Source organism: Variovorax sp. R-27 (assembly GCF_049913215.1).
In the GTDB taxonomy this organism is placed as follows: Bacteria; Pseudomonadota; Gammaproteobacteria; order Burkholderiales; family Burkholderiaceae_C; genus Variovorax.
Window position 1 is genome coordinate 5,372,201 of sequence record NZ_CP183984.1, and the last position, 20,866, is coordinate 5,393,066.

General features: G+C 66.3%; 22 protein-coding genes and 1 tRNA gene. 11 read left to right on the forward strand and 12 right to left on the reverse strand.

All coding sequences use genetic code 11. The features are described 5' to 3' along the window. Window positions 1-2: 2 nt before the first annotated feature. The 3 genes from ACN9MV_RS25105 (at window position 3) to ACN9MV_RS25115 (ending at window position 3,171) form a co-directional block, all read left to right on the forward strand. On the forward strand, window positions 3-872 hold the full coding sequence (locus tag ACN9MV_RS25105; RefSeq protein ID WP_256329569.1) for an OmpA family protein: 870 nt from the start codon (window positions 3-5) through the stop codon (window positions 870-872). A gap of 130 nt (window positions 873-1,002) precedes the next feature. Continuing rightward, window positions 1,003-1,974 (forward strand): Bug family tripartite tricarboxylate transporter substrate binding protein, encoded by a 972-nt coding sequence (locus ACN9MV_RS25110; protein WP_179830405.1) that lies wholly within the window; start codon window positions 1,003-1,005, stop codon window positions 1,972-1,974. A gap of 147 nt (window positions 1,975-2,121) precedes the next feature. Beyond that, on the forward strand, window positions 2,122-3,171 hold the full coding sequence (locus ACN9MV_RS25115) for a porin (protein ID WP_426390000.1): 1,050 nt from the start codon (window positions 2,122-2,124) through the stop codon (window positions 3,169-3,171). Window positions 3,172-3,292: 121 nt separating this feature from the next. Here ACN9MV_RS25115 and ACN9MV_RS25120 read toward each other — a convergent pair. After that, window positions 3,293-3,382: transfer RNA gene (locus tag ACN9MV_RS25120), tRNA-Ser, on the reverse strand. A 59-nt stretch (window positions 3,383-3,441) separates the two neighbouring features. Continuing rightward, window positions 3,442-4,773, reverse strand: coding sequence for a serine--tRNA ligase (gene serS, locus ACN9MV_RS25125; protein WP_426390002.1), 1,332 nt, complete (start codon window positions 4,771-4,773; stop codon window positions 3,442-3,444). 61 nt (window positions 4,774-4,834) lie between these two features. On the opposite strand from serS, the gene ACN9MV_RS25130 reads away from it, so the two are divergent. Further along, window positions 4,835-5,236: a VOC family protein gene (locus ACN9MV_RS25130; protein ID WP_097198271.1), complete on the forward strand. Its 402-nt coding sequence runs from the start codon at window positions 4,835-4,837 to the stop codon at window positions 5,234-5,236. Window positions 5,237-5,243: 7 nt separating this feature from the next. Here the strand turns inward: ACN9MV_RS25130 and ACN9MV_RS25135 are convergent, their stop codons facing one another. From ACN9MV_RS25135 to ACN9MV_RS25145, 3 genes are read right to left on the reverse strand one after another with little or no spacing between them, the layout of a single operon-like run. Then, window positions 5,244-6,209: a threonine/serine dehydratase gene (locus ACN9MV_RS25135; protein WP_426390004.1), complete on the reverse strand. Its 966-nt coding sequence runs from the start codon at window positions 6,207-6,209 to the stop codon at window positions 5,244-5,246. Continuing rightward, on the reverse strand, window positions 6,206-7,174 hold the full coding sequence (ispH, locus tag ACN9MV_RS25140; RefSeq protein WP_097198269.1) for a 4-hydroxy-3-methylbut-2-enyl diphosphate reductase: 969 nt from the start codon (window positions 7,172-7,174) through the stop codon (window positions 6,206-6,208). Before ispH ends, ACN9MV_RS25135 begins: the two co-directional genes overlap by 4 nt. After that, window positions 7,171-7,614: an FKBP-type peptidyl-prolyl cis-trans isomerase gene (locus tag ACN9MV_RS25145; protein ID WP_093057967.1), complete on the reverse strand. Its 444-nt coding sequence runs from the start codon at window positions 7,612-7,614 to the stop codon at window positions 7,171-7,173. Before ACN9MV_RS25145 ends, ispH begins: the two co-directional genes overlap by 4 nt. A 110-nt stretch (window positions 7,615-7,724) precedes the next feature. On the opposite strand from ACN9MV_RS25145, the gene radC reads away from it, so the two are divergent. Both radC and ACN9MV_RS25155 read left to right on the forward strand, forming a co-directional pair. Continuing rightward, window positions 7,725-8,402, forward strand: a complete 678-nt coding sequence (gene radC, locus ACN9MV_RS25150; protein ID WP_093057968.1) for a RadC family protein — start codon at window positions 7,725-7,727, stop codon at window positions 8,400-8,402. Beyond that, window positions 8,402-9,058 (forward strand): Smr/MutS family protein, encoded by a 657-nt coding sequence (locus ACN9MV_RS25155; RefSeq protein ID WP_093057969.1) that lies wholly within the window; start codon window positions 8,402-8,404, stop codon window positions 9,056-9,058. Before radC ends, ACN9MV_RS25155 begins: the two co-directional genes overlap by 1 nt. A gap of 30 nt (window positions 9,059-9,088) precedes the next feature. Here the strand turns inward: ACN9MV_RS25155 and ACN9MV_RS25160 are convergent, their stop codons facing one another. The 4 genes from ACN9MV_RS25160 to fabV all read right to left on the reverse strand — a co-directional run bounded on the left by ACN9MV_RS25160 (window position 9,089) and on the right by fabV (window position 14,200). After that, window positions 9,089-11,152 carry a bifunctional 2',3'-cyclic-nucleotide 2'-phosphodiesterase/3'-nucleotidase gene (locus tag ACN9MV_RS25160; RefSeq protein ID WP_426393200.1) on the reverse strand — a complete coding sequence of 688 codons (2,064 nt, stop codon included), beginning with the start codon at window positions 11,150-11,152 and terminating at the stop codon, window positions 9,089-9,091. 142 nt (window positions 11,153-11,294) lie between these two features. Further along, window positions 11,295-12,518 carry an NAD(P)/FAD-dependent oxidoreductase gene (locus ACN9MV_RS25165; RefSeq protein ID WP_093077341.1) on the reverse strand — a complete coding sequence of 408 codons (1,224 nt, stop codon included), beginning with the start codon at window positions 12,516-12,518 and terminating at the stop codon, window positions 11,295-11,297. Between the two features lie 38 nt (window positions 12,519-12,556). Beyond that, entirely contained in the window at window positions 12,557-12,976 is a 420-nt protein-coding gene (locus ACN9MV_RS25170) for a group II truncated hemoglobin (protein ID WP_093057971.1), read from the reverse strand. Window positions 12,977-13,003: 27 nt separating this feature from the next. Then, on the reverse strand, window positions 13,004-14,200 hold the full coding sequence (gene fabV, locus ACN9MV_RS25175; RefSeq protein ID WP_307616204.1) for an enoyl-ACP reductase FabV: 1,197 nt from the start codon (window positions 14,198-14,200) through the stop codon (window positions 13,004-13,006). A 186-nt stretch (window positions 14,201-14,386) separates the two neighbouring features. On the opposite strand from fabV, the gene ACN9MV_RS25180 reads away from it, so the two are divergent. From ACN9MV_RS25180 to ACN9MV_RS25200, 5 genes are all read left to right on the forward strand, one after another. Beyond that, window positions 14,387-15,214 carry an ABC transporter substrate-binding protein gene (locus tag ACN9MV_RS25180; RefSeq protein ID WP_426390005.1) on the forward strand — a complete coding sequence of 276 codons (828 nt, stop codon included), beginning with the start codon at window positions 14,387-14,389 and terminating at the stop codon, window positions 15,212-15,214. 87 nt (window positions 15,215-15,301) lie between these two features. After that, window positions 15,302-15,997: an amino acid ABC transporter permease gene (locus tag ACN9MV_RS25185; protein WP_426390007.1), complete on the forward strand. Its 696-nt coding sequence runs from the start codon at window positions 15,302-15,304 to the stop codon at window positions 15,995-15,997. Window positions 15,998-16,010: 13 nt separating this feature from the next. Further along, a complete protein-coding gene (locus tag ACN9MV_RS25190) occupies window positions 16,011-16,721 on the forward strand; it encodes an amino acid ABC transporter permease (protein ID WP_081265922.1) in 711 nt (236 codons plus the stop codon). Further along, window positions 16,718-17,461: an amino acid ABC transporter ATP-binding protein gene (locus ACN9MV_RS25195; protein WP_097198262.1), complete on the forward strand. Its 744-nt coding sequence runs from the start codon at window positions 16,718-16,720 to the stop codon at window positions 17,459-17,461. Before ACN9MV_RS25190 ends, ACN9MV_RS25195 begins: the two co-directional genes overlap by 4 nt. After that, on the forward strand, window positions 17,458-18,459 hold the full coding sequence (locus ACN9MV_RS25200; protein ID WP_426390008.1) for an isopenicillin N synthase family dioxygenase: 1,002 nt from the start codon (window positions 17,458-17,460) through the stop codon (window positions 18,457-18,459). Before ACN9MV_RS25195 ends, ACN9MV_RS25200 begins: the two co-directional genes overlap by 4 nt. On the opposite strand, the gene ACN9MV_RS25205 is transcribed toward ACN9MV_RS25200, so the two are convergent. The 3 genes from ACN9MV_RS25205 to ACN9MV_RS25215 all read right to left on the reverse strand — a co-directional run bounded on the left by ACN9MV_RS25205 (window position 18,402) and on the right by ACN9MV_RS25215 (window position 20,828). Beyond that, on the reverse strand, window positions 18,402-18,725 hold the full coding sequence (locus tag ACN9MV_RS25205; RefSeq protein ID WP_093178640.1) for a hypothetical protein: 324 nt from the start codon (window positions 18,723-18,725) through the stop codon (window positions 18,402-18,404). The two genes, ACN9MV_RS25200 and ACN9MV_RS25205, sit on opposite strands and share 58 nt — an antisense overlap. Beyond that, window positions 18,722-19,408 carry an HAD family hydrolase gene (locus tag ACN9MV_RS25210; protein ID WP_426390010.1) on the reverse strand — a complete coding sequence of 229 codons (687 nt, stop codon included), beginning with the start codon at window positions 19,406-19,408 and terminating at the stop codon, window positions 18,722-18,724. Before ACN9MV_RS25210 ends, ACN9MV_RS25205 begins: the two co-directional genes overlap by 4 nt. A gap of 79 nt (window positions 19,409-19,487) precedes the next feature. Next, the gene (locus ACN9MV_RS25215) at window positions 19,488-20,828 is read right to left on the reverse strand and encodes an MFS transporter (protein ID WP_093057978.1); all 1,341 of its coding nucleotides are present in this window, start codon (window positions 20,826-20,828) and stop codon (window positions 19,488-19,490) included. Between the last annotated feature and the right edge of the window lie 38 nt (window positions 20,829-20,866).

The window sequence follows — 20,866 nt, forward strand, 5'->3', positions numbered from 1 at the left end:
TCATGAACAAGCTTCTTCAAGCCAAGGCCCCTTTCACTGTTCTCTGCCTCGCGGCACTGCTGGCCGGTGGCTGCGCCAGCCCGAGCTACACCATCACGCCGGAGATGCAGGCCCGAGCCGCTTCGGAGAACCCGGCGCCGCCGAAGGACGAAGACTTTCCCGCGCTGAACTCGGCCAAATGGCAGCAGGGCGCGTTCCCGAGCCTCGAGGCCTTGCGCAACATGCGCACCGGCCTGGGCAAGGACCAAGTGCGCGAACTGCTGAGTTTTCCGCACTTCAGCGAAGGGCTGGGCGGCGTGCGCGAATGGAACTACATCTTTCACTTCCGCACCGGTGCGGGCCCCGAGTACATCACCTGCCAGTACATGGTTCGCTTCAATGCAGACGTGCTGACCAACGGGATGTACTGGAAGGGGCCGGGCTGCGCGGATGTGCTCAAGCCACCCGTGGTGACGAGGCCTGCCGCGGCCGCTCAGCCGGCGGTTGCTCCTGCGAAGACGACGCTCGGTGCCGACGGCCTCTTCCGCTTCGACGGCCGCTCGCTGGCCGACTTGCTGCCTGAAGGGCGACGCAAGCTGGACGCCCTGGCAAGCGACATCAAGGGCAGCGTCAAATCGGTGGACACGATCAGGGTCACTGGCCACACCGACCGGCTCGGCAGCAGCACCTACAACCAGGCACTCTCGCTGGCGCGCGCCAACACCGTACGCGACTACCTCGTGCAAGCTGGCGTGCCCGCGCAGAACATGCAGGTGCAGGGCAAGGGCGAATCGGAACCGAAGGTGCAATGCGCGCAGACACGGCGGGCAGAGCTGATCGACTGCCTTGCTCCGAACCGCCGCGTCGAGATCGAGGTCTTCGCGCAGCGCTGAACTCTTCGGCGGGCCTCGCATACTCATTCATCAATACGAAGGAGGTATAAAAAAGCATCTCGAATGAGTATTTCCAGATATGGATTTGTCTCCCTAGGATGCGCCCCACAACTATCAGGAGACAAGACATATGAAGAGGATCACCACTCTGGCTTTGCTATGGGCCGCCGGCTTGCAATGCACCATGGGCACTGCACTTGCACAGAGCGCGCCATGGCCCCAACGAGCCATCAAGATCGTGACGCCAACGCCACCCGGCGTCGGCTCCGACATCTTCGCGCGCAGCTATGCCGACCAGCTCTCGCGATTGCTGAAGGTGCCCGTGATCGTGGAGAACAAACCGGGCGCACTGTCGACCATCGGCACGGACGCGGTGGCCAAGGCAACGCCCGACGGCTACACGGTGCTGTTCTCGACGAGCAACCCGTTCACGATGACGCCGTTTCTCCTCTCGAAGCTTCCCTACAACCCGAAGGAAGATCTTGTGCCTGTGACGCAGGCACTCAAGGGCGGCTCATTCATCGTGGCGAACAACGCGGTGCCCGCGCGCAATACGGAAGAACTGGTCGCACTGGCCAAGCGCCAGCCGGGGCATGTGAGCTTCGCGTCTTACGGCTCGGGCAGCACATCGCACCTGGGCTTTGAGCTGCTGCAGGAAGCAGCGTCCATCGAGATGCTGCACGTTCCCTACAAGCAGGGCGCCATGCCCGATGTGATCGGTGGGCAGGTGATGCTGGGCTTCGAGCCCCCGATCTCGGCATTGCCGAACATCAAGGCGGGCCGGGTGAAGGCACTGGCCTATACCGGCAGCCAGCGCAGCGCGGCACTGCCCGACGTGCCGACCGTTGCAGAGCGCTATCCCGGTTACGACGTGTCGACCTGGCTCGGCTTCTGGGTGCCCGCGCGCACGCCCGAGGCCATCGTCGAGCAATTGAACCGGGCGATCACCACTGTGACGCGTTCGCCGGAGATGGCGCGGCAGATCGCCGATGCCGGACTGGAGCCGATGACGACGAATTCCGCCGACACCCGCGCCATCATCGAACGCGAGGCCCAGACCATGGGCCGGCTGATCAAGGCCAAGGGCATCCGCATCGACTGACGGTGCCCCGGCGCGGCTGAACGAACGCCGCTCCCCATTCTTCTTCTGAAGTTTTCACGCCGTGGTGCTTGCAGCGCAAGCACCGCGCGCCAGCACGCGCCAACGCGCGCCATTTCCGCACGCCATTTCTACAACGAGGAGACACGCATGAAGACAACAACCACCCCACCCTTTCGCCGCCGGCTGCCGCACACCATTGCGGGCGCGCTCTGCATCGCCGCCAGCGCTGGCGCGACAGCTCAATCGAGCGTCCAGCTCTTCGGTACGCTGGACATGAACCTCACGTACACGAAGAGCGACGGGCGCTCCGTCAAGTCGATGGACCAGGGAGGCAACATCTTCCCCAGCCGGCTCGGCTTTCGCGGCACGGAGGACCTGGGCGGCGGTCTGGTCGCGAGCTTCTGGCTGGAGATGGCACTGCTGCCCGACACGGGCGAGGTCCAGGGCGTCGGCTTTCACCGGCGCTCGACGGTGAGCCTGTCGCACAACAGCGTCGGCGAGCTGCGGCTCGGGCGCGACTACACGCCCACGTTCTGGAACATCTCGCAGTTCTCGCCCTTCGGCACCGTGGGCGTCGGCGGCTCTGCCAACATCGTCGAAGGCTGGCCCTTCGGCCTCGGCGGCGCACGCACGCTGGCGCGAGCCAACAACTCCGTGGGCTACTTCCTGCCCAAGGGCCTGGGCGGCTTCTACGGCCAGGCGATGTACGCCCTGCCCGAAGGCGAGGACGGCGCCCGCTACCGCGGCGGGCGGCTGGGCTGGACCAACGGCACGGTCGATGTCGCGGCTGCCTACGGCGTGACACCGGTCGGCCCCAACGACTACAGCGTGGCCAGCCTGGGCGGCACCTACGACTTCGGGCTCGCAAAGCTCTACGCGAACTACTACCGGCAAAAGACCGAGGGCGACAAGCAGGTCAACGTGATGCTGGGCCTGGGTGTGCCGGTCGGCCCGGGCGTGATCAAGGCCTCGGTGGCACGCTCCAACCGCTCCGGACCGGGCATCGACAGCGACGACGCGACGCAATATGCCGTCGGCTACGTGCACTACCTCAGCAAGCGCACCGCGCTGTACGGCACCTACTCGCTTATCCGCAACCGCGGCAATGCGGCCTACACGGTTGCCGACTCGGCGCCGGCCAGCACGCCGGGCCGCCCGGCGCGCGGGCTGCAGTTGGGCATTTCGCACAACTTCTGATCGGGTCAGCTGCAAGAAAAAAGCCGCAGTGAAAAATCACTGCGGCTTTTGATAGTGGCTTTGCCAGCAGAAGAATGAAAGGCCAGAAGGCTTTCAGCAATCAACCGCTTGCAAGCGTATTTGGAGGAGAGGGAGGGATTCGAACCCTCGGTACTATCGCTAGTACGCCTGATTTCGAGTCAGGTACATTCGACCACTCTGCCACCTCTCCGGTGCTGTCGAGCCTGCGATTATAGCAGACAAAAATGGGGCTTTTGAAGCTCCCTGCGATCAACCGCGCAGAACTTCGAGCCCACCGAGGTACGGACGCAACGCCGCAGGCACGTTGATCGAGCCGTCTTCGTTCTGGTGGTTTTCCAGCACGGCCACCAGCGTGCGGCCCACAGCGAGGCCGGAGCCGTTGAGCGTGTGTACGAGCTCGTTCTTGCCCTGCGCGTTCTTGAAACGTGCTTGCAGGCGGCGCGCCTGGAAGGCCTCGCAGTTCGAAACTGAGCTGATCTCGCGGTAGGTGTCCTGCGCCGGCAGCCAGACTTCGAGGTCGTAGGTCTTGCCGGCGGTAAAGCCCATGTCGCCGGTGCACAGCAGCACGACGCGGTACGGCAGCTCCAGCGCCTGCAGCACGGCTTCGGCATGGCCGGTCATCTGTTCGAGCGCGTCGTAGCTCTTCTCGGGGTGCACGATCTGCACCATCTCGACCTTGTCGAACTGGTGCTGGCGGATCATGCCGCGCGTGTCGCGGCCCGCGCTGCCGGCCTCGGAGCGGAAGCACGGCGTGTGGGCAGTGAGCTTGATCGGCAGTTGCGACTCGGCCACCACCTCGTCGCGCACGAAGTTGGTCAGCGGCACTTCGCTGGTGGGAATGAGGTACAGCGCCGAATGGTCGGGCGCGGGTTCGCCGTCCTGGCCGCCCTTCTTCGCGGCGAACAGGTCGCCTTCGAACTTGGGCAGCTGGCCGGTGCCGCTGAGCGTGGCAGCGTTGACGATGTAGGGCACGTAGCACTCGCTGTAGCCGTGCTTCTCGGTCTGGATGTCGAGCATGAACTGCGCGAGCGCGCGGTGCAGGCGGGCGATCGGCCCCTTCATGACGGTGAAGCGCGAGCCCGCGAGCTTGGCGCCCATCTCGAAGTCGAGGCCCAGCGGCGCGCCCAGGTCGACATGGTCCTTCGGCGCGAAGGCCAGCGGCGTGGCATTGGCGCCGGAGCCGCCTTGCGGGCTCCAGCGGCGCATTTCGACGTTGCCTGTCTCGTCCTCGCCGACCGGCACGCTGGCGTGCGGCAGGTTGGGCACGGCGAGCAGCAGCGAGTGCAATTCGGGCTGGATTTCTTCGAGGCGCTTCGATTGCGACTCTTGCTCGGCCTTCAGCGCATTGACTTCAGCCATCAGCGCATCGACCGACTCGCCCTTGGCCTTGAGCGGGCCGATCTGCTTGTTCAGCGTATTGCGGCGCGCCTGGATTTCCTCGGTGCGGGTTTGCAGCGTCTTGCGTTCGGCCTCGAGCGCGGTGAACGCCGACACGTCGAGGTACGGCTGGTTCTTCTTGCGTTTTTCGAGGCCGGCCACAGCGGAGGCCAGGTCTTTGCGGAGCAGGGTGATGTCAAGCATGGGGGGATTTTAGGTGGGCGTAGCATCGCGGTCCCACTGACCCACCTCGAAGGGAAAAACGATGGAAGCCTATCTGACATTCAACGGCAATGCCGCCGAAGCGCTCGCGTTCTACGCCAAGGCGCTGGACGGCAAGGTCGTCTTCAGCATGACCTTCGGCGAAAGCCCTGCGGGAGCCCAGACGCCGGCCTCCTACAAGGACAAGATCATGCACGCCACGCTCGAGGCCCGCGGCCACAAGCTGATGGCCTCGGATGCCCCACCCGAGTGGCCCTTCGAGGGCTACAAGGGCTTCTCTCTATCGGTGCAAGCCGACAACGTCGACGAAGGCAAGAAGCTGTTCGACGCGCTGGCCGAAGGCGGCAAAGTGACGATGCCCTACGGCCCGCAGTTCTGGGCCACGGGCTTCGGCATGCTCACCGACAAGTTCGGCGTCGCCTGGATGGTCAACTGCGAGAAGTAAGAACCGATCAGGCAACCGTCGCAGGATCGACGTTCGCCCCGCAGACGATCAGGCACACCTTCTCGCCTTCGCGCGGCACATAGGCGCCAGTCTGCAGTGCAGCCAGCGGCAGCGCGGCGGCCGGTTCCACCGCCAGCTTCAGCTCTTTCCAGAGCCACTGCTGGGCTGCGCGGATGGATTCGTCGGACAGCAGCAGCGCGTCTTGCACCTGCTGCTGCGTGATCTCCCAGGAAATGGCACCGATACGGCGCGCGCCGAGCGAATCGGCCGCGATGCCGCCCACTTCCACGTCGACCGGCTCGCCGGCTTCGCGGGCACGGAACAGCGTGGGCGCCTTCTCGGGCTCGAGCGCCACCACGCGGGCGCGCTTCTCGAACCAACCGGCAAGGCCGCCGATCAGGCCGCCACCGCCCACACTCACGAGCACCGAATCGGGCAGACCGCCCTGCTGCTCGATCTCGCGGCCCAGCGTGCCCGCGCCGGCCACCACTTCGGGCTGGTCGTAGGCGTGCGTGAGCAAGGCGCCGGACTCCTTCTGGCGCGTCAGGCAGGCGGCCAGCGCATCGGGATACAGCTCGCCGACCACGACCACTTCGGCCCCCAGCGCACGCAGGCGCGCGCGCTTGGCTTCGGGCGACACGCCGGGCAGGAACACCTGGCAAGGCACACCCAGCGCGCGCGCAGCGGCGGCCGTGGCAATCCCCGCATTGCCACCCGAGGCCACGACCACCCCGCTTTGCGGAATGTCGTTGGCCAGCAGCCGGTTCATCATGCCGCGCGCCTTGAAGCTGCCGCTGACCTGCATGTGCTCGAGCTTGAGCCAGACCTCCGCGCCTGGCACCGCGATACCGAAGGCGCTTGCCGGCAGCTTCCACAGCGGGGTTTCGCGCAGGAAGTGGCCGGCGCGTTCGCTCAGCCTTCGGGCGGCGCTGTCTATTTCAGAGCGCCAGTCGGTTGTTTTCGTATCGTTCAAGAGATGTGTCCTGGAGGCGGAATGTCGTCGAGCTTGAGGCCCTTGGGGAGCGGAAACTTGATGGTTTCCTCGATGCCGTCCATCTTGCGGACCGACACCGCGCCGAACGCGCGCACGCGGTCGATCACCTCGCGCACCAGCACTTCGGGGGCCGAGGCGCCAGCCGTGAGGCCGATGCGCGTCTTGCCCTCGAACCACTCGGGTTTCAGCTCTTCGGCCGAATCGACCATGTAGCTCTGGGTGCCCAGCCGCTGCGCCAGTTCGCGCAGCCGATTGCTGTTGGAGCTGGTGGGGCTGCCGACCACGATCACGAGGTCGACCTGAGGGCTCATGATCTTCACCGCGTCCTGGCGGTTCTGGGTGGCGTAGCAGATGTCCTGCTGCTTGGGCTCACGCACCTCGGGAAAGCGCGCGCGCACCGCGGCGGCGATCTCGGCGGCGTCGTCCACGCTCAGCGTGGTCTGGGTGACTACCGCCAGCTTGGAGGTCTGCGTCGGCGAGACCTTCGCCACGTCACCTACGTCCTCTACAAGATGGATGCCGCTCGACAGCTGCCCCATCGTGCCCTCGACCTCGGGGTGCCCCTTGTGGCCGATCATGATGAACTCGTAGCCCTCTTTCGCGAGCTTGGCCACCTCGACGTGCACCTTGGTCACCAGCGGGCAGGTGGCGTCGAAGATCTCGAAGCCGCGGTCGCGCGCCTCCTGCTCCACGGCCTTGCTCACGCCGTGCGCGCTGAACACCAGCGTGGCGCCGGGAGGCACATCGGACAGTTCCTCGATGAAGATCGCGCCCTTGGCCTTGAGCTCGTTCACCACGTAGGTGTTGTGCACGATCTCGTGGCGCACGTAGATCGGCGCGCCGAACTTGGCGATGGCGCGCTCGACGATCTCGATGGCGCGGTCGACACCCGCGCAGAAGCCGCGCGGCTCGGCCAGGATGACTTCTGAGATCTCGGAGTTCATAGCACCCCGATCAGCTTCACTTCGAAGGTGACGGGCTGGCCGGCCAGCGGATGATTGAAGTCGAAGCGCACACCGGTCTCGTTCGACTCGATCACCGCGCCGGCGTAGCTGCCGGTGCCGTCGGGCGTGGGGAACTGCACGACGTCGCCAACGGCGTACTGCTCGTCGGGGTCGCCCATCTGCGCGAGCAGCTTCCTGGCCACCCACTGCTGCATGTCGGGGTTGCGGTCGCCGAAAGCCTCGCCGGCGGGCAGCTCGAAGGTAGCGTGCGTGCCCTCTTCCAGGCCCATCAGGCGCTGCTCCATGGCAGGAGAAAGCTCGCCGGTGCCGAGCGACAGGGTCGCGGGTTTGTCGGCGAAAGTATTGATGATGTCGCCCGCCGGGCCGGCCAGCCGGTAATGCAGGGTCAGAAAGGAGCCGGAAGTCACGACTTGGGACATGGGGGCAGCGGAGGTGGGCAAAGACAAGGTGGGTGTCCCGATAAACTGGGCCTCATTTTAAGGACCGGGGCTTCCACCCGGCTCCGCCAAGGTTTCACCCCCAGGGTTTCATGTCATTCAAGGATCTCCCCCTAGACGCCCGTCCCCGCGAAAAACTCATCTCGCGGGGAGCGTCCGCGCTGGCCGATGCCGAGCTGCTGGCCCTGCTGCTGCGCACCGGAGTTGCGGGCAAGAACGTGCTGCAGCTGGCGCAGCAACTGCTCGAGCGCTTCGGCGGGCTCTCGGGGTTGCTGCACACCGGCGCCGAAGACCTCAAGGCCGTCAAGGGCATGGGCGGCAGCGCCAAGCGCTCCGAGCTGATCGCCGTGCTCGAACTGGCACGCCGTGCCATGGGCGAAAGGCTCAAGGAGCGCGCGGTGTTCGACTCGCCCGGCGCAGTGAAGCAATACCTGCAGCTGCACATCGGCTCCTGCTCCTATGAAGTTTTCGCGGTGGTGTTCCTCGACGTGCAGCACCGCATGATCGCTCTGGAAGAAATGTTCCGCGGCACGCTCACGCAGACCAGCGTCTACCCGCGTGAGGTCGTCACGCGTGCCATCCACCACCAGGCCGCGGCCGTGGTGCTGGCGCACAACCACCCGAGCGGCAACATCGAGCCCTCGCGTGCCGACGAGTCGCTCACGCAAACGCTGCGAGCCGCCCTGGCGCTGGTGGACGTGCGGGTGCTCGACCACATCATCGTGAGCCCCGGGCAGAGTTTTTCGATGGCCGAGAGAGGGCTGCTCTGATGGGCTCGCGCGCTCCCTCGCTCAAGAACCTCGCCGACCTCAAGCAGGTGCAGCGCGCGCTCGCCGAAACCCGCGAGCGCGAAGCCGCCGAGGCAGCCGCCAAGGCAGCGGCCGAACGCAAGCGCGCCGCCGAGAAAGACCTGTTCGCCCGAGCCATCGGCGCCACCGAACCATTGCGCCGCAAAGCCGCCGTGCCGCTCGCACCGGAGCCGCCCGCGCCCATCCCCGTGCAGCACCAGCTCGACGAGCAGCGCGTGCTGCGCGAGTCGCTCTCCGACGAGTTCGACGTGACCACGCTGCTCGACGTGGACGACGCCATGAGCTTCCGCCGCCCCGGCATCGGCACCGATGTGACGGCGCGGCTGCGCAAGGGCGACTGGGCGATCCAGGCGCAGGTCGACCTGCACGGGCTGCGCAGCGACGAGGCGCGGGAGGCGCTCGGCGGCTTCATCCGCACGGCCTACAAGCAAGGGTTGCGCTGCGTGCGCGTGGTGCACGGCAAGGGGCTGGGTTCGCCGGGCAAGCAGCCGGTGCTGAAGACCAAGACCCAGCGCTGGCTGATCCAGAAGAACGAAGTGATCGCCTTCGTACAGGCCAAGCCTGCTGAAGGCGGGGCCGGCGCCCTCGTCGTGCTGCTGGCGCCCGCGCGGCGCTGAGCCGCACGGGACGCCGGCTTCTCTTTTGCCTTACTGGCTCAGATCGAGCTTGTAGACCGAGCGGCCCTTGCCGCTGCCGTCATCGGCCGTCAGCAGCGAGATGTTCGTCAATCCGGCATCCGTCGCAGCGCTCAGCTGACCCTGCCCCGACGTGAACACCACATTCCCCGCCGTCGTCACTTGCGTGAAACGCCAGCTGCGCGCCGCACCGTTGGTTGCACGCGTGATGGTCTTCCTGGCCTTGATGTAGTCGATCAGCACGTCGCGGTTCGCATCCGGCGATGCATAGATCGTCGCGCGCCCGTCCAGCGCGGGGATGAAGCTCGCACCGCTCGTCGCACGGTAGTTGTTCGTCGCGATGACGAACTCCTTCGCCGGGTCGATCGCAGCGCCCAGGTACGTCAGGTTCTTGATCCTGCTGCCCACGTCCTGCGTCACGTCGATCTCGTACTGCACGTCGGGCGTGGTGAACATGTCGAAGTTGTAGCCCGGAAAGGTGCTGATGAGCTGCTGGTCGGCCGTGGCCGTCAGGCTGATCCTGTTGAAGCGCTTGGCCGCTGCTTCGAGCCAGCTCTTGATTTCCGCGCCCGTCACCTTCACCGCATACACCGTGTTCGGGTACAGGTACAGGTCGGCCGCATTGAAGATCGCCAGGTTGCCCACGGCCACGTCGGTGTAGTCGCGACCGCCTTCGTAGCCCGACTTGAAGGGCGCGCTCACCGACAGCACCGGCAGGCTCGCGTACTGCGACAGGTTGGCCTGGATGTAGGCCTTCACGTAGTCGGCCTGCGCCTGGTTCACGATCTGGATCGCACCCGGGTCGCCCACGTCCGCGAAGAAGGTGTTCATGCGGAAGTCGGTACTGCCGATAGGCGTCTTCACGTAGGTGATCGCGGCCTTGTGCTGCGTATCGACCAGCGGAGCGATCGCAGGGTCGGCATCGACGTACACGGCCTTGTTGGCGCTGTCCTTGCCTGTCTGCGTGGAGCGCGCGTCGACCACGGTCTTGCTCTTGTCCACGCTCCAGGCCTTGCCGTCGTACTCCAGCTCCAGCTTGATGAGGCCCAGCGACTTGCCCCACGACGAAGCCATCACCGCCGGCACACCGTTGACGGTGCCGGCCGTGTTGTCCACGCCGGCCTGCGTGAAGCCGGGCTTGGCGCTGCGGTCGGGGAAAACGGCGTGCTGGTGGCCCATCATCAGCGCGTCGATGCCCGGCACCTTAGCAAGGTACAGGGCCGAGTTCTCCATCGTCGGCGAGTAGGCCGATCCGTCGATCCCGCCGTGCTGCAGCGCGACCACGATGTCGGCGCCCTTGGCGCGCAGTTCGGGGATGTACCGGGTTGCCGCTTCCACCGTGCCCTCAGTGCGCAGCTTGCCTTCGAGGTAGCGCTTGTCCCAGTTCATGATGCCGGGCGTGGTGAAGCCGATCACGCCAACCTTCAGCGGCACCGTAACGCTCTTGCCGTCGGGCCCGGTCGCGGTGAACTGCTTGTTCAGGATGACGTACGGCGCGAGCAGCGGCTTGCCGGTCTTCACGCTCTGCACGTTCGCCAGCACCAGCGGAAAGCTCGGCCCGACGCACTTCTTGGTGGCGTCCACGCCATCGACATCGAGCCCGCCGCCGATTGCCTGATTGAGAAACTCCAGGCCGTAGTTGAACTCGTGGTTGCCGAGCGTGCCGGCATCGAAGCCCGTGGCGTTCATCGCCTTGTACATCGACAGCGGCTGCGTGCACGGAATGCGGTTGATCAGCGCCTCGTAGTCGGCCAGCGCCGTGCCCTGGATGGTGTCGCCGCTGTCGAACAGCATCGTGTTGGCGAACTCCTTGCGCGCCGCGTTGATCAGCGTGGACGCGCGCTCGTAGCCGTACGACTTGTCTTCGGCAACCTTGAAGTAGTCGAAGCTCAGCACGTTGAAGTGCAGGTCGGTGGTTTCGAGCAGGGCCACCGTGGTGCGCGTGCCCTTGGCCACCGGTGCGGGCGTGGTGGGCGTCGGGTCCGACGTCACCGGCGGAATGACGACGGTGCCGCCGCCGCTTCCGCCACCGCAGGCGGTGAGCGCGGCGGCCAGGACGGCGGCACAGGTGGTCATGGGGACAAAACGCGAAAGCGACGTGGCCGCTGCATCGTTCTTCATCGAGAGGTCTCCCTGCAAATTAGAGGAAGACCAGTCTCTGAAAGCGGAGTGACAGGCCAGTGAACCGCGCCTGACCTGCGGCACTCTTACGACAGGTTCACGACAGGTGATTCTTTAGTGGTACCGCCGCATCCGCCACCGCCGCCGCATCGGGGTTGCGCCCCGCTTCGAGCAGCTTGCGGCTCATCATGTGATCGACCGGCGCATTCACCGACTCCACGCACACGAGCTGCCCGTCGACGTAATGGAAAAGCGAGAACGCATCGGGCTTCGGCCCCGCGCGGCGCACGCTGCTCAGGCCCGGCGTGCCTTCGGCCGGCATCAGGCCGACCATCTGCAGCCGCATGCCGCCCTGGTCGGACCAGAACCACGCGACCGCGTCGTGCGCGCGCGCCGCGCCGGTCAGCGTGGCCACTGCGGTACGCGCCTGGTCGTTGGCGTTCTGCACCGATTCGAGCCGTAGCGCCCGGCCCGCGCGGCGGTCGGGGAAGCGCGTGCAGTCGCCCACCGCGAGCACGTCGGCCGCGCTGGTCTGCATGTGGCCGTCGACCACGATGCCGTCCGCGCATTCGATGCCGGCCGCTTGCGCGAGCGCGGTCTCGGGCACTGCGCCGATGCCGAGCAGCAGCAGGTCGACAGGCTGCTTCACGCCGTTGACCTGCACCGACACCAGCCGGTCGCCTTCGACTTCGAACGCGCCGGTCTGCGCGCCGAGCACGATGTCGATGCCGGCCGCGCGGTGCGTGGCGAGCACGTGCGCCGACAACTCGGGCGACACCGCGCGCCCCAGCAGGCGCGGCGCGCTCTCGATCACCTGCACCGACTTGCCGAGCGCCTTGGCGGTGGCCGCCACTTCGAGCCCGATGAAACCGCCGCCGAGCACCGTCACATGTTCGGCCGCCGCGAGCCGCGTGCGCAGGCGATGCGCTTCGTCGGCCGCGCGCAGGCTCGCGACGTTTTCCAGGCCCGGCTTCAAATCCGGCATCTGGCGCGCGCGGGTGCCGGTGGCCAGCACCAGTTGCTGCCACGGCAGGATCGCGCCCGAACGCAGAGTGACGGTGTGCGCCTCGCGGTCGATGGCCACGGCGGCATCGCCCAGGTGCAGCGTGATGCCCGCCTCGCGATACCAGTCGGCGGCCTTGTGCGGCTGCGTGGTTTCTTCCGCGCTCTTGAGAAAGGCCTTGGAGAGCGGCGGGCGGTGATACGGCTCGCAGGCTTCCTCGCAGACCAGGTGCACGCGCGCGCCCTGCCCTGCTTCGGCAAGGCCGGCGCAGAGTTGGGCCGCAGCGTGGCCGCCGCCGATGATGACGATGGAATTCATGGAGAAGCGTCTTTCGAAATCGTTGTGTGATCGGTCGGTCACTCGCCGCGGTTGCGCATCCAGTCGGCGGTCTTGAAGAAGGAGTCGCGCAGGCGCTCGCGCAAGTCTTCCGGCACGCCCGTCTCGCCCATGGCCTGGTCCATGCAGGCCAGCCACTGGTCGCGCTCCTTGATGCCGATGGTGTGGCCGCCGATGCTCTGCGGCAGGTGGCGCGCCCGCAGCATCGGATGGCCGAAACGGTCGGTATAGTGCTGCGGGCCGCCGAGCCAGCCGCACAGGAACCAGAACAGGCGCTGGCGCGCGTTGTCGAGGCTGGTGCCGTGGACGGCGCGCAACTGCGCATAGGCGGGCTCGAGGTCCATCAGGTCGTAGAAGCGCTCGACCAGCGCCTCTACCTTCGGTTCGCCGCCGATCCAGTCGAACGGCGTGCCGGCGGGCGGCTTTTCTTGAATCTGCATGGGCTGGAGTATCCCTCCGGGCGCTTGCTAGAGCTGCACGAGGCCGGGAATGGCCACGTCGGGGTTCACGTCGGCCTCGTAGTCCACGCCCTCCACCGAGAAGCCGAAGAGGCGCAGGAACTCGGTCTTGTAGCCGGCGAAATCGGTGAGCTCGTCGAGGTTGTCGCCGGTCACCTGCGGCCAGAGCTCCAGCACGCGAGCCTGCACCTGCGGCGCCAGTTCCTTGTAGTCCGCGCGCAGGCGGCCGTCCTCGTCGATGTGCGGTGCGCTGCCGTAGAGGCTTTCGGCGAAGAGCCCGTGCACCTGCTCGATGCAGCCCTCGTGCGTGCCCTGCGCCTTCATCACCTTGAACAGCAGCGACAGGTACAGCGGCATCATCGGAATGGCCGAGCTGGCCTGCGTGACGACCGCCTTCAGCACCGACACGCGCGCATCGCCGCCCTTGGCCGCCAGTTGCGCGCGGATGCCCAGCACCTTCTGGTCCAAGTCCTTCTTGGCGGCACCGATGGAGCCGTTCCAGTAGATGTCGTGCGTGATCTGCTCGCCCAGATAGGTAAAGGCGGTGGTCTTCGCGCCGTCGGCCAGCACGCCGGCCTGCTGCAGCGCGTCGATCCACATCTGCCAGTCTTCACCGCCCATCACGGCCACGGTGTTGTCGATTTCTTCCTGCGTCGCGGGTTCGAGCACCGTTTCCTTCACGGCCCCGCTGTCGGTGTCGAGGCCGCGCAGGTTCACCGACTTGCCGATGGGCTTGAGCACCGAGTTGAAGACCTGCCCGGTCTTCGGGTGCGTGCGTCGCGGCGCTGCCAGGCTGTAGACGACGAGGTCGACCTGGCCAAGGTCGGCGCGGATGGTGTCGATGACCTGCTGCTTCACCGCGTCGGAGAAGCCATCGCCGTTGATGCTCTTCGCGTAGTGGCCTTCGGCTGTCGCGGCGCGATGGAAGGCGGCGGTGTTGTACCAGCCGGGCGAACCGGGCTTGGTTTCGCTGCCCGGGCGTTCGAAGAACACGCCGAGCGTGTCGGCGCCGCTGCCGAAAGCGGCGGTGATGCGCGCGGCCAGGCCGTAGCCGGTCGATGCGCCGATCACCAGCACCTTCTTCGGGCCGCCCGCGATGGGCCCCTGAGCCTTGACGTAGTCGATCTGCTGCCTGACGTTGGCTTCGCAGCCGGTGGGATGGGTCGTGACGCAGATGAAGCCACGTACGCGGGGTTTGATGATCATGAGGATCTCGCTGGATGAGATGCGGGAAGAAAACGGCGGGAGCGCGTTTTTGGCGCCGCGAATTTAACCCAGCCCGTAATAACCGCCTTCAGCCTGTCCATATGCATATGTCGATTGACGATTTAATAATCAGGGGTTTTATTGATATGGTTCGACCCTGAATTTCCTTTAGGAGAGAGACAACCTATGCGCCATACCATGCTCGCCGCGGCCGTCGCCGCTTCCACCTTCCTGCTCGGCACCGTCGCCCACGCCGACCAGCTGGCCGACATCAAGAAAAAGGGCGAACTGGTCGTCGGCGTGCTCGGCACCGACGAGCCCGCGACCTTCGTCGATCCGAAGACGCGTCAGATCGTCGGCTACGAAGTCGACCTGGTGAACGCCATCGCCAAGAAGATCGGCGTGAAGCCGGTGCTCAAGCAGATCGCTGTGGCCGCGCGCATTCCGGAGCTGCAGCAGGGCCACGTTGACCTGGTGGCAGCCGGCCTCACGCACAACAAGGAGCGCGAGGCGCAGATCGACTTCTCTCTCACCACCTTCGTCACCGGCCAGAAGGCCATCGTGAAGAAAGACAGCGGCATCAGCGAAGTGCCGCAGCTCGCAGGCAAGAAGGTGCTGACCATCCGCGGCGGCACGCAGGAGCCCAACATCCGCAAGGCCGTGCCCAACGTCGAGGTCGTGACCTTCGACACGAGCCAGCAGGCCTTCCAGGCGCTGCAGCAGGGCAAGGGCGTGGGCTATGTGGACGACGAGGCCGCACTGCTGCGCAGCTACGCCAAGCTGGGCCCGCAGAAGGCGCAGTACGTGGTGCTCAAGCAGAACCTGAGCACCGAGGCGCTGGCCATCGGCATCAAGAAGGGCGAGACCGGCCTGAAGGCCGTGGTGGACGACACGCTGCGCGAGCTCGAGAAGTCGGGCGAAGCGCAGAAGATCTTCATCAAGTGGTACGGCCCGACGACGGCTTCTGGCTTCCAGACGCGCGACTTCAAGCTCGACTCCGACAAGATCGACTGAGCCCGCGTTTCTCCTTCCCCCGCCGGGGGAAGGCCGGGATGGGGGCACGCGGCCCCGGCCCTTCGCGGCGGTGATACTGTCGCCCCCATGCCCCTGTTCGACTATTCCTTGCTGCTGACGGGCAAGTACCACGACATGCTCATCGCGGGCCTGCTGCTGTCGCTGCAGCTGCTCGCGGCCGCGCTGGTGCTGGCGCTGCCCATCGCACTGGTGGTGGCGCTCCTGCGGCTGTCGCCCTTCGCGCCGCTGCGCTGGCTCGGCTTTGCGTACGTCGAGTCGATCCGCAACATCCCGCTGCTCGCGCACATGCTGTTCTGGTACTTCGGCGCGCCCGAACTGCTGCCCGAGGCCATCAAGCAATGGCTCTACGCGGGGCATATCGAGGCCTACAGCGCTGTGATCGCGCTGGCGCTGTACACGGCCGCCTTCATGGCGGAAGACATCCGCAGCGGCATCCGCGCGATTCCTTCGGTGCAGTTCGAAGCCGGCCGCGCAATGGGCTTCAGCTACCTGGCCACCATGCGCCGCGTGGTGCTGCCGCAGGCGCTGCGCGTGACCATTCCGCCGCTCATCTCGCAGACGCTGAGCCTCTGGAAGAACACCTCCATCGCCACAGTGATCGGCGTGGCCGAGCTGATGTACCAGGCGGGCCAGGTCGAGAGCGCGACCTTCCGCAGCTTCGAGTCTTTTGCGTTCGCGAGCGCGGCGTACCTGACGGTGTCGCTGGCCATCACCGGGCTGGCGACCTGGTACCACCACCGTTACCCGGTGCGGACCATCTGAGGGCGCCAACGCGATGTTGCAGATCATCAACGACTACTGGGTCTACTTCCTCATCGGGCAGTACCCCAACGGCCCGCTCGGCGGGCTGGTGCTCACGCTGCTGCTGGCCTCCTGCGGCCTCGTGCTGGCATTGCCGCTGGGCATCGTGCTCGGCCTGGCGCGCGTAAGCCCGTGGCGCTGGCTGCGCTGGCCGGTCACGGGCTTCGTGTTCGTGGTGCGCGGACTGCCGCTGCTGATGGTGATCTTCTGGGCCTACTTCTTCCTGCCCAGCGTCACGGGCGTGAAGACCGACCAGTTCACCACCATGCTGATCGCGCTCGTGGTGTTCGATGCCGCCTACCTCGCCGAGATCGTGCGCGCCGGCATCCAGGGCCTGCCGCGCGGGCAGATGGAAACGGCCCGCGCACTGGGCCTGGGCTATGGCCGAGCGATGCGGCTCGTGGTGCTGCCGCAGGCGCTGCGCAGCATGCTGCCCTCCCTGGTGAACCAGTTCGTCTCGACCATCAAGGAAACCTCGCTGGGCTACATCATCGGGCTGGCCGAGGTGTCGTTCATCGCGACGCAGATCAACACGCAGGTGTTCACCAAGCCCGCGCAGATCTACCTGATATTGGGCGGGACGTATTTCATTCTCTGCTTCGGCCTGTCGCGCTTCGCCTACTGGCTGGAACGCCGGCTCGCGCGCCGCGGCATCTCTACAGCCACCGCCAAGGTGTCCGCATGATCGAACTCGAAAAAGTCAACAAGTGGTACGGCAGCTACCACGCGCTGGTCGACATCAGCGAGACCATCCACAAGGGCGAAGTCGTCGTGGTGTGCGGGCCCTCGGGCTCGGGCAAGTCGACGCTGATCCGCACCTTCAACCGGCTGGAGCCGATTCAATCGGGCCGCATCGTCGTCGACGGGCAGGACATCCATGCGCCGGGCCTGGACGTGAACGCCTTCCGCTCGCGCATCGGCTTCGTGTTCCAGCAGTTCAACCTGTTCCCGCATCTCACGGTGCTGCAGAACTGCACGATGGCGCCGATGCAGCTGCGCGGCCTCACGCGCAAGGAGGCCGACGAGCGCGCGATGGCGCTGCTGCATCGCGTGGGCCTGTCGAACAAGGCCAACGCATGGCCAAGCGAACTGTCGGGCGGCCAGCAGCAGCGCGTGGCAATTGCACGCGCGCTCGCGATGCAGCCGCCGCTGATGCTGTTCGACGAACCCACCAGCGCGCTCGACCCCGAAATGGTCGGCGAAGTGCTGCTGGTGATGCGCGACCTGACACGCGACGGCATGACGATGGTCTGCGTGACGCACGAAATGGGCTTCGCTCGCGAGGTGGCCGACCGCGTGCTGTTCATGGACGAAGGCAAGGTGCTGGAGCGCGCCACGCCCGACGACTTCTTCAACCGGCCACAGCATCCGCGTGCGCAGCAGTTCCTGTCCGACATCCGATCGCCTTTCGCGAGAGACGCATGACCGACACCACCCTCCCCCTCATCGACGTCGCGCCGCTCGTTGCCGGCACAGCCGGGCGCGACGTCGTCGCCGCGCAGATCGGCGCCGCCTGCCGCGCCTACGGCTTCTTCTATGTGACGGGCCACGGCGTCGATGCGGCGCTGGTGAAGCGGCTCGAAGAGCTGAGCCACCGCTTCTTCGAGCTGCCCGAAGAAACCAAGATGCAGTGGCGCATGGCCCTCGGCGGACGCGCCTGGCGCGGCTTCTTCCCGCTCGGCGGCGAGCTGACCTCGGGCCGGCCCGACTGGAAGGAAGGCCTCTACCTCGGCACCGAACTGCCCGCCACGCACCCACTGGTGCAGGCGAAAACGCCAGTGCACGGGCCAAACCTGTTTCCCGACGTGCCGGGCTTTCGCGAGACCATCCTCGACTACATGGCGGCCGTCACGCAGCTGGGTCACCGGCTGATGGAAGGCATCGCGCTGAGCCTCGGCCTGGACGCGGACTACTTCGCCGAACGCTACACGGCCGACCCGCTGATCCTGTTCCGCCTCTTCAACTATCCGACACAGGCCGTGCCTGAAGGCCTAGACGTGCAGTGGGGCGTGGGCGAGCACACCGACTACGGGCTGCTCACGATCCTGCACCAGGACCAGATCGGCGGCCTCGCGGTGCACACGCCGGGTGGCTGGATCGACGCGCCCCCCGTGGCGGGCTCGTTCGTCTGCAACATCGGCGACATGCTCGACCGCATGACCGGCGGGCTCTACAAGTCGACGCCGCACCGGGTGAAGCGCAACACTTCGGGGCGCGACCGGCTGTCGTTTCCGCTGTTCTTCGATCCGAACTTCGAGGCGCGCGTGCAGCGCATCGAAGGCCTCGCAGGCGCCGAGGCGCGCGACGACAGCGCCGAGCGCTGGGACCGCGCCAACGTGCACGCCTTCAGCGGACGCTATGGCGACTACCTGCTCGCGAAGGTGTCGAAGGTGTTCCCGCAGTTGCGCGACGAAGTGCTCTGAACGGCCGGCGAAGGCTCGTCGAGGAAGGCGTCTTCCCAGCGTTCGATCTCGGCATCGGGGTCGGAAATGGGCACGAGCTTGTCGCTGCGGCAATAGAAGGTCCAGCCCTCGAACAGCACGTCGTAGTACGTGCCGGGCAGGTAGCGTTCGCTCGGCGCCTCGTAGGGCGGCGAGACCACTTCAACGATCCGGCCCACCGCACGCTCCGTGAAGGGCGACGCCAGGCAGCTGTCGACCACATGGCAGAGCGTGCCGATCTTGATCATGAGAGCCTTGTCGCGGCCTCGGCAGGAAACCAGCGCGGCAGGTGCGGCACCGCTTCGTGCAGCGACTCGAGCACATGGAAGGCCCGCTCGATGATGGATGCGGGCGGGTGCTTAAGGTCGGGCACGACCACGACACGCATGCCCGCAGCGAGCGCCGCCTTGGCGCCGTTCTCGCTGTCCTCGAAGGCGATGCATTCCGCCGGGTCCACGCCCAGCCGTTCGGCCGCGAGCAGGTAGAGCGCCGGATCGGGCTTGGCGCGCGCAACCTCGTCGCCGCCCGCAAAAGCCGAGAAATGGTGCAGCACGCCCAGGCTGCCAAGGCAGGCCTGGATCTGCCCGCTGGTCGACGACGAGGCCACGGCGCAGCGAGTGCCACGTTCGCGCAGCGCACTCAGGAATTCGGCCGCGCCGGGCTTGATGGGAAACAGCGGCGCACCGTCAGAGCGCTCCAGCTGCAGGCGCTGGCGGACATGAGCCACGGCGTGGTTGTAGGCATCCGCACCGCCCAGCAGCGACGCGAGGATGTGTTCGGACTCGGTCATGGCCAGCCCGACGACCTGCAGGTACTGGCTGTGCGAAAGCTCGATGTCGAGCGTGCGGGCGGCCTCGATCCAGGCGGCCATGATGGGCCGCTCCGAATCGATCAGCAGCCCGTCCATGTCGAAGATTGCGGCGGCGAACATCGGGGCATCCTAATGAAAAAGGGGCCGAAACGGCCCCTTTTGAAAGAAACGGCGGCAGTTGGCTGCCTTGTGCAAATCGTCAGTCCCGCGCCAGTGCCCGGTTCAGCCCCAGCGCGCCCAGCGTGGCGATGGCACCCGACAGCAGGTAGATGCTGACGTAGGCCAGACCGAAGTGGGCCGACAGGCCGAGGGCAACCAGTGGCGCGAACGCCGCACCGATCAGCCAGGCCAGGTCGGCCGTGAGCGCCGCGCCAACGTAGCGGTACTTGGGCGCGAAGTTCGAAGTCACGGCGCCGGCCGCCTGGCCGTACGACAGGCCCAGGATCACGAAGCCCAGCAGAATGAAGATGTCCTGCCCGACGCGGCCGCCATCGAGCAGCGTGGGGGCGAAACCACTGAAAGCCGCGATCACGGCAGCCAGGCCGCCCAGCGTGAAGCGTCGGCCGATGCGGTCGGCCAGCAGGCCCGAAGCCACGATGCCGGCGGCGCCGAGCACTGCGCCGATCATCTGCACGATCAGGAATTCGGTGACCGACTGGTCGGAATACAGCGTGATCCACGACAGCGGGAACACCGTGATCAGGTGGAACAGCGCATAGCTGGCCAGCGCGGCGAAGGCGCCGATCAGCAGGTTGGCGCCCTGCGAACGAACCAGTTCGCTCACGCTGGTGGGCTCCAGTTCACGCTCTTCGAGCAGGCGCGAGTATTCGTCGGTGGCCACCAGGCGCAGGCGGGCGAACAGCGCCACCACGTTGATCGCGAAGGCCACGTAGAAGCTGTAGCGCCAGCCCCAGTCGAGGAAGTCTTCGGACGGCAGGCTCGAATACAGGTAAGCGAACAGCGCGCTGGCAATGAAGAAGCCGATGGGCGCGCCCAACTGGCCCAGCATGGCGTACCAGCCACGGCGATTGGCGGGCGCATTCAGCGCCAGCAGCGACGGCAGGCCGTCCCAGGAAGCGCCCAGCGCCAGGCCCTGGCCGAAACGGAACACCGACAGCAGCACGATCGCCGTGAAGCCCAGGCTCGCATAGCCCGGCAGGAAGGCGATGCCGGCGGTGGAGGTGCCCAGCACGAAAAGCGCCGACGTGAGCTTGGCCTCCCGCCCGAATCGTCGCTGGATGACCATCGAGATGACAGTTCCGAACGGACGCGCAATGAAGGCGAAGGAGAAGATCAGGAACGAATAGAGAACGCCCTCGAGGTGCTGCTCGAACGGAAAGAAGACCGCCGGGAACACCAGCACCGAGGCGATGCCGTAGACGAAGAAGTCGAAATATTCGGAGGCGCGGCCGATGATCACGCCGACCGCGATCTCGCCGGGGGCGATGTGCGAGTGGTCGTCGCCCTGCCGGGCGCCGCCATGCTCGGGCGAGTTCGGCAGCGGCTGTGCGCCTTGCGGACTGATGCTGGACGTCGTCATTGCTTGCTGTAATTCAGGTGTCACGCCGGGGCGCGACA

Coding starts and splice junctions, on each gene's coding strand:
- ACN9MV_RS25105 (WP_256329569.1), top strand. CDS start 3: ATGAACAAGCTTCTTCAAGCCAAGGCCCCTTTCACTGTTCTCTGCCTC.
- ACN9MV_RS25110 (WP_179830405.1), top strand. CDS start 1,003: ATGAAGAGGATCACCACTCTGGCTTTGCTATGGGCCGCCGGCTTGCAA.
- ACN9MV_RS25115 (WP_426390000.1), top strand. CDS start 2,122: ATGAAGACAACAACCACCCCACCCTTTCGCCGCCGGCTGCCGCACACC.
- serS (WP_426390002.1), bottom strand. CDS start 4,773: ATGCTTGACATCACCCTGCTCCGCAAAGACCTGGCCTCCGCTGTGGCC.
- ACN9MV_RS25130 (WP_097198271.1), top strand. CDS start 4,835: ATGGAAGCCTATCTGACATTCAACGGCAATGCCGCCGAAGCGCTCGCG.
- ispH (WP_097198269.1), bottom strand. CDS start 7,174: ATGAACTCCGAGATCTCAGAAGTCATCCTGGCCGAGCCGCGCGGCTTC.
- ACN9MV_RS25145 (WP_093057967.1), bottom strand. CDS start 7,614: ATGTCCCAAGTCGTGACTTCCGGCTCCTTTCTGACCCTGCATTACCGG.
- radC (WP_093057968.1), top strand. CDS start 7,725: ATGTCATTCAAGGATCTCCCCCTAGACGCCCGTCCCCGCGAAAAACTC.
- ACN9MV_RS25155 (WP_093057969.1), top strand. CDS start 8,402: ATGGGCTCGCGCGCTCCCTCGCTCAAGAACCTCGCCGACCTCAAGCAG.
- ACN9MV_RS25160 (WP_426393200.1), bottom strand. CDS start 11,152: ATGACCACCTGTGCCGCCGTCCTGGCCGCCGCGCTCACCGCCTGCGGT.
- ACN9MV_RS25165 (WP_093077341.1), bottom strand. CDS start 12,518: ATGAATTCCATCGTCATCATCGGCGGCGGCCACGCTGCGGCCCAACTC.
- ACN9MV_RS25170 (WP_093057971.1), bottom strand. CDS start 12,976: ATGCAGATTCAAGAAAAGCCGCCCGCCGGCACGCCGTTCGACTGGATC.
- fabV (WP_307616204.1), bottom strand. CDS start 14,200: ATGATCATCAAACCCCGCGTACGTGGCTTCATCTGCGTCACGACCCAT.
- ACN9MV_RS25180 (WP_426390005.1), top strand. CDS start 14,387: ATGCGCCATACCATGCTCGCCGCGGCCGTCGCCGCTTCCACCTTCCTG.
- ACN9MV_RS25185 (WP_426390007.1), top strand. CDS start 15,302: ATGCCCCTGTTCGACTATTCCTTGCTGCTGACGGGCAAGTACCACGAC.
- ACN9MV_RS25190 (WP_081265922.1), top strand. CDS start 16,011: ATGTTGCAGATCATCAACGACTACTGGGTCTACTTCCTCATCGGGCAG.
- ACN9MV_RS25195 (WP_097198262.1), top strand. CDS start 16,718: ATGATCGAACTCGAAAAAGTCAACAAGTGGTACGGCAGCTACCACGCG.
- ACN9MV_RS25200 (WP_426390008.1), top strand. CDS start 17,458: ATGACCGACACCACCCTCCCCCTCATCGACGTCGCGCCGCTCGTTGCC.
- ACN9MV_RS25205 (WP_093178640.1), bottom strand. CDS start 18,725: ATGATCAAGATCGGCACGCTCTGCCATGTGGTCGACAGCTGCCTGGCG.
- ACN9MV_RS25210 (WP_426390010.1), bottom strand. CDS start 19,408: ATGTTCGCCGCCGCAATCTTCGACATGGACGGGCTGCTGATCGATTCG.
- ACN9MV_RS25215 (WP_093057978.1), bottom strand. CDS start 20,828: ATGACGACGTCCAGCATCAGTCCGCAAGGCGCACAGCCGCTGCCGAAC.